5 protein-coding genes are annotated in these 6,044 nt (G+C 26.1%); 2 read left to right on the forward strand and 3 right to left on the reverse strand.

All coding sequences use genetic code 11. The features are described 5' to 3' along the window. The first annotated feature begins 38 nt into the window (after positions 1–38). The gene (locus H8891_RS14755; protein ID WP_187006994.1) at positions 39–344 is read left to right on the forward strand and encodes a type II toxin-antitoxin system RelE family toxin; all 306 of its coding nucleotides are present in this window, start codon (positions 39–41) and stop codon (positions 342–344) included. A 383-nt stretch (positions 345–727) separates the two neighbouring features. Here H8891_RS14755 and H8891_RS14760 read toward each other — a convergent pair whose 3' ends face one another. The 3 genes from H8891_RS14760 to H8891_RS14770 form a co-directional block, all read right to left on the reverse strand. Further along, entirely contained in the window at positions 728–1,099 is a 372-nt protein-coding gene (locus H8891_RS14760) for a hypothetical protein (protein ID WP_187006995.1), read from the reverse strand. 607 nt (positions 1,100–1,706) lie between these two features. Then, complete coding sequence (locus H8891_RS14765) at positions 1,707–2,270, reverse strand: hypothetical protein (protein WP_187006996.1); 564 nt, start codon at positions 2,268–2,270, stop codon at positions 1,707–1,709. 1,604 nt (positions 2,271–3,874) lie between these two features. After that, entirely contained in the window at positions 3,875–5,368 is a 1,494-nt protein-coding gene (locus H8891_RS14770; protein ID WP_187006997.1) for an SIR2 family protein, read from the reverse strand. Positions 5,369–5,599: 231 nt separating this feature from the next. Between H8891_RS14770 and H8891_RS14775 the strand changes: the two genes are divergently transcribed. After that, positions 5,600–5,971: a type II toxin-antitoxin system Phd/YefM family antitoxin gene (locus H8891_RS14775; protein ID WP_187006998.1), complete on the forward strand. Its 372-nt coding sequence runs from the start codon at positions 5,600–5,602 to the stop codon at positions 5,969–5,971. Positions 5,972–6,044: the final 73 nt, after the last annotated feature.

Consider the following 6,044-nt stretch of genomic DNA (forward strand, 5'->3'; position numbering starts at 1 on the left):
CTTTTCAATGATAAGTACTGATGGAATTGAGGTAGAGTTTGAGTAATTGGGAATTTAAATATTCGGAATATTTCAATGACGATTTTAAAAATTTAGATGGTAGCTATAAACCATATGTAAAAAAAGCAATTGAATTAATAAAAGAAAAACCAATACCTGCTAAGAGGTTATCGGGGAGCTTACATCCTTTATTAGAGAAAAAATTAAAAGGTATTGGTATAAGAATAATATATAGTGTAGATGAAATCGACAAAGTAGTTAAATTTGGAATCATTGATTTTAGAGCAGATGATAAAGTTTTTAAACGTTGCGAAAAAATATATGATGATTTACTAGTTAGATAAAGTTAAAGCCCTTAGAATCCAAATAAATGGATTTCAAGGGCGTTTTTGCTAGTTATCTTTAAACAAGTTTTTAAAGTATAATTTCAACTTACTATTTCACTCCAAATAAAAGCTATTTTAGTCCACTTTTAAAGTTATTTTAATTTTATATATTAAAATAACTTTGGATTTATTAAAAATATAAAGGAGTAAAAGTTTTATGACATCAAGAAAAAAACTTCAAAAATTAGCAACATAAAAAAGAAATGCAGATCTGTTTTTTATATAATTAAATGTTTCCAATGTTTCTCTCCTTTTGTAACAATCTTTTAATTTACATTTTTTCTTTTCCATGAATACCATTTTTGTATAAAAAAAGAAGGGATCTTCGTCCCTCCTATTTTCTATTTAATATTATGTTTTTTAAAATATGTTCTACTTAAATATACAGATATAAATTCCTCTAAAAATGGATCTTGTAATACTTCATATAAACTTTTTGACGTTCTATGCCAACTAACTTGAGTATCTTTTAAATATTTTGCATAATGTCCGTCTTTCCACTTTAAATAATAATCAATATGGCTTTTACAATTCATTACACTTACATTATAGTTTTCATTCTTACCACCAATAATACCATTTAGAGACTGCGCACTATCACACTTTGGATAGTACACATTAAGCTCTTTAATAGCTTTATTTATATTTGATCTTACATATTGATCTGCGTCTTTATACCCTTTTAATTGATTTAAAATACTTGGATAACTCATATATCTTTCCCCTTTCATTATATTTAAACTAATTATACCACCTACAAAAGTAAAATTTATTTTATATATGTTTATATATGTAAGAGGGATTCGTCTAAAGGTGAAGATCCCCCGTCCCCCGTTATAGTGGTTCTTTGATTTAATCTTTGTTTCTGAAACTTGTCTTTAATATATGTTTTGTAATGGTTCAATTCTTGCCTAAGTTCAATTCTAAAAGATTTTAAAGTTGTTCTTGATTAATTTATTATTGATTTCTTAGAATGGATTTTAACGCGTTGATCTTAAACAAATTAAACAAATATTTAAAGACTTAAATAATTAAATAAATTACCTTTTCATTTAAACTATTCCTTAAATTTAGATTTAGGGAATAGTTTATAAAAATATAGTATTTCCAACACTTGTAAGGTCTAGCAAAATAAAGAAAGGTCAGACTTAATTTTATTAAGTCTGACCTTTCTTTATTTTATTTGCTTTTAAGACTCTAATTTCGATTTTAAGGCTTATTTTATAAATAGATAACCTATTTATCCTTAACTTTATTATTTTTGCTCTACATGGATTCTAGACGTTTTTTTAGCCATAATTTACGGTGCTTTTTTATCCATTACTCATACTTTTTCATGTATTCTTCCAATGCCATAGACACTAGATCTTGATTGTTATATTTTTTATGTTTACTACAAAACTCTTTCCACTTAGTTAATGTTTCACCATAAACTCTGAATGAAGTTACTTTTGCTTCACCTTTGAATTCTTTAATTTGTATTTCATTGCTAGCAACTACTTCTATTACATTTGTAGTATCTTTGTAATACAAATTTTCTTTAAAAGCATTTATGACTTCAAATATATCTTTCTTGGCTTGAACTATTTCTAATAAATCATCTTTATAATTTTGTAATACAATTGTGGGATCTTTAGAATCTAAATCAAAAATTTCTTTGCCATGAATTATATTTTTTTGTAATACATTTGTATTTTCTTTGTAATATCTTTTTTCTTTTTGAAAATATTTATATCCATTTTCTCTTATAATTTTTTGAAGAGATTTTTCTCCTATTCCTAGATCTTCTCTAATGCGAATTACAGTTTGTCCTTCACTTAATTTTTTATTTAGATATTCAATTTTTTTATCTATATCTAATTCTAAAAACTCTTCTTTAGTCATTTTATCTCCTTTAAAATAATCAATTTTTTGTAATACATTTGTAGTATATTACAAATGTATTACAAAATCCTTTTAATATTTTTTATAAAAAATAAAAAGCCCTCTGCAAGAGCCTTCGGAGAAAAAAGAGCATAAGGAGTTTTTGTCCCCATCTGCGATAGGGGTCTGGGCAAAGCCCAGTAATACTCTCATTTTTAGTAAGAAAATCATGACCCCATAAAAAAATCAATTGCATGCACTTTTGCCATCACTTTTGACTGCTAATTGCCATCGTAAAAATAAACTATTTTATAAGCTTATTTTTTTCTATTTTTGAAAAAATTTTTTTAAAAGTTATTTGAAATAAAAAAGGAATCGTGTTAGCGGCACGATTCCTTTTTATAGTTAAACTCTAAAGAAAGAGTTAACACTAATGATTATATATCATACTAATTTATTAAAATATATTCAACATTCTAAGAGTTATTTTTATATAAAACATGAAATAACCCTAATACTTTTTTAGTTCAATAAATTTCTCTTTTTTTGAAAAATATATAGTAATAAATTACTGACTAGGTAATTATTTTTTATTATAAGCCTATCGGCTAACAACTCCTTACAACCTATCGGTCTTCAGTCGTACTAACGCAGAGTTCAAATGACCAACCCAGAAGGGGGTTGTCCTTCAAACTCTTTTGTTGAATATATTTTTTATGTACTTGTTTATATGTTTTTTATATAATACCAGATTCGAGTTAATTTTGGACAGAGTTAGCCTACGAACAAGTCGCAAGCTAACCTCCTATCAGGTATATAATACCGTCATCTCGCCATGTATACGACCATGGAACGCATAGGACTGATACAGTCAACATAACACCTCATAATTTAATATAGACTACCATTTCCCCCAATAGTCGGTATCGTTATGCTTGCACAAAGAAATGCCACAAACCCCGCTTTCAACATATGTAGTATCGGGTCACTACTCTCTGCCCTTTTTGATGGTATCAGACATCAATATATGCAGTTGGGATTTTCACCCAAGTGTTTAGTCGGCTACCCCTGTACTCTGTCGAGCCATTCGGTTTGCTCTAGGTCAAACACTCTTCCTTATAAAACCCTATATATTCAATTTTTTATATGTATGTAAATCTCTCTTTTATCAGCTAATATTAATTATCGAGCCTAATATCAATGCTCCCATACTATCAAGCCGTTTAAGCATGGTATAAGCTAATACTAATTAATCAAGCATAGTATCAATGCTTTTGGACCTCAAGCCTTGTCTAAAAACTAAAAAAAGCTATCCTCAACTGTGAGAATAGCTCGATATTTCATAAACCTTTTTTAAATTTATAATCTTGTTAAAACTTGAAGTATGTATTATACTAATTATTGATTATAAATTTAAAAGTAAACTGTTGTTGTTCTAATAAGTATGGCTAGTACTTCTTAGTAATAACAGTTTCTAAGGCTTACTTGTACTATCTAACTGCGGTCAACAGTTGGGTACTAATTTCCGATTAGGTTTGGCGACCAAAAGGGAAACTTGTAAGTCTTTTTTATTTTGTTTTCTACATATATGATAAAGTCTTTTACATAAATTTACAAATCTTTTTTTATTTATATTTTTTCAAATCGTATGCACATAGCAATTTTTTATAATTGGTATGATTTTTATCATCAAAATTTTTCAAGTATTCTTCTACTATATTAAGATCGATATTCCCCTCTAAGACAGACCAAATTATAGCTGGCATTTTATTAGTATTAGAAATAAATTCACATGAATTTATTTCTTCTATTGAAGTAAAATCTGTCTTACAAATATCTTTTATAGTACTTTTAAAGTTGTTCAAATTCGTTTCTTGTCGTTGTTTTAAAATATTTATTGATTTTACTTTATCATTAATTTTACTAAATCCAAATATAGGGAAGTATTGTTTTGATTGAATACTATATACATCAATTAAAGCTAATGCTTGTGCATTTGACTCATCTAAAATATTAAAATAATTCATCATTAACTCAGACGCATTTCTATATTGAACACTAATTGTTTTTGAAGTTCCTATTGCTAATATTTTTTCATCATTTCTTAAAGAGTCTACATCTTCGGTTATTGCAACTTTTATTTTTCCTCCCGAATAAATTTCATGAACTATATTTTGAACTTTTCTTATATCCATAGCTGATACAGGTAGTTGTAATTTAGACAATTCATTATATATTGCAATGTAATTATCTGTTTTTATTTTATTTATTCTAATTGTAGCGAATCCATCCATATCTACATCATATTCACTTATTTCTTCATTCTCTGAGCCTTTATCATATTCAACTAATAAAAAATTTCCTCGAATTAATTCTGCCTCTTTTGAATTTGGTTCTATATAAGTAAATATAGTTTTTAATAAACTTTTAATATTTTCATCATCTAAACTATATCCTATAAATATTATTGGATTGTGTATGAATAAAGATAATAGTTGAGCTCTAATTAACTCATATTTTTCATTAAATTCATTATAATCATCCTCAGTTATAACTATTTTACTTGGATCACTTATACATCCATGTATTTTATATAATGATCCATATGGATTACTTAATAAAATATCATTTCCTACCAGTGGTTTAAATTCAAAAACTTGTTCGATCAATTTATCATAATTAGTTGTTATAATAGACCCAATATTTTTTCTAACTTTCTTTAATTCCGTTAATTCATGTTCCATTTCAGGCTTAAAATCTACTTGAGAAAGTAATTTCGTTACATAAATTTTAAATCTACTTAAGCTTATATTTTTTTTCATATTCTCATAAAAAATATCATTTACCTCTTTGAATTTTTCACTTTTATTTTTCCTTACTTCTTTGTTAAATTCATTTTCTAATTTACTAGCTATTTTATTATATCTATATTTTTTTCCTTCTTTACATTCAGATTTCAAATCTAGGTAATAATTTTCATCTTCTGTTAAATCATATGATATTTTACTTAAAAGACCATCCCATGTATATGAATCTTTTAAATATCTTAAACTCATACCTGTTCCTATGAATAAAACCGGATGATTATTATATTTTGATACAAACTCTTTAATATTCATAAAAGACCCCCTTAATTTAGTTATATATATCTCTCTTTATTAAAATATACCTATTTTACCATTTAAATCCAATAGAAAATAATAATTTAAGTACCTATACTAAATATTTTTCATGCATAAATTTATAGCTATATATATCTATAAATTTATGTATATTTTTATAGACATGTGCTATAATATTATTAATAACACAAGCCACATAAATATTGTGATTATAAGGAGATGCACATTATGAATTTAGTACAAAAAGTACAAAGTCCACTATTTTCAGGAATAAAAAACTTGATAGTACCAATATCTAGATTAAATAAAGGAGAAGCAAATAAAATAATAGAGGAGGTGAAAGAATCAGGAACAAAAATAGTATGTAAAAATAATACACCAGAGGTAGCTTTAGTGAGTTTAGCTAGATACGATTCACTTGTTAATTCGATAGAAGAAAATCAAAGACTAAAAGAGACTATTAAAGATTTACAAGCTTTAATTAGAGCTGAAAAAGCTTTAATAGACCCAACAACTAAATATATATCAGAAGAAGAATTTGAAAAAGAAAATAACTTTTCAATGATAAGTACTGATGGAATTGAGGTAGAGTTTGAGTAATTGGGAATTTAAATATTCGGAATATTTCAATGACGATTTTAAAAATTTAGATGGTAGCTATAAACCATATGTA

Source organism: Paeniclostridium hominis (assembly GCF_014306135.1).
Lineage (GTDB): Bacteria > Bacillota > Clostridia > Peptostreptococcales > Peptostreptococcaceae > Paraclostridium > Paraclostridium hominis.

What these genes read in the sequence shown, in the direction of transcription:
- H8891_RS14770 (WP_187006997.1), bottom strand. Translation starts at nt 5,368, where the DNA reads ATGAATATTAAAGAGTTTGTATCAAAATATAATAATCATCCGGTTTTA.
- H8891_RS14765 (WP_187006996.1), bottom strand. Translation starts at nt 2,270, where the DNA reads ATGACTAAAGAAGAGTTTTTAGAATTAGATATAGATAAAAAAATTGAA.
- H8891_RS14760 (WP_187006995.1), bottom strand. Translation starts at nt 1,099, where the DNA reads ATGAGTTATCCAAGTATTTTAAATCAATTAAAAGGGTATAAAGACGCA.
- H8891_RS14775 (WP_187006998.1), top strand. Translation starts at nt 5,600, where the DNA reads ATGAATTTAGTACAAAAAGTACAAAGTCCACTATTTTCAGGAATAAAA.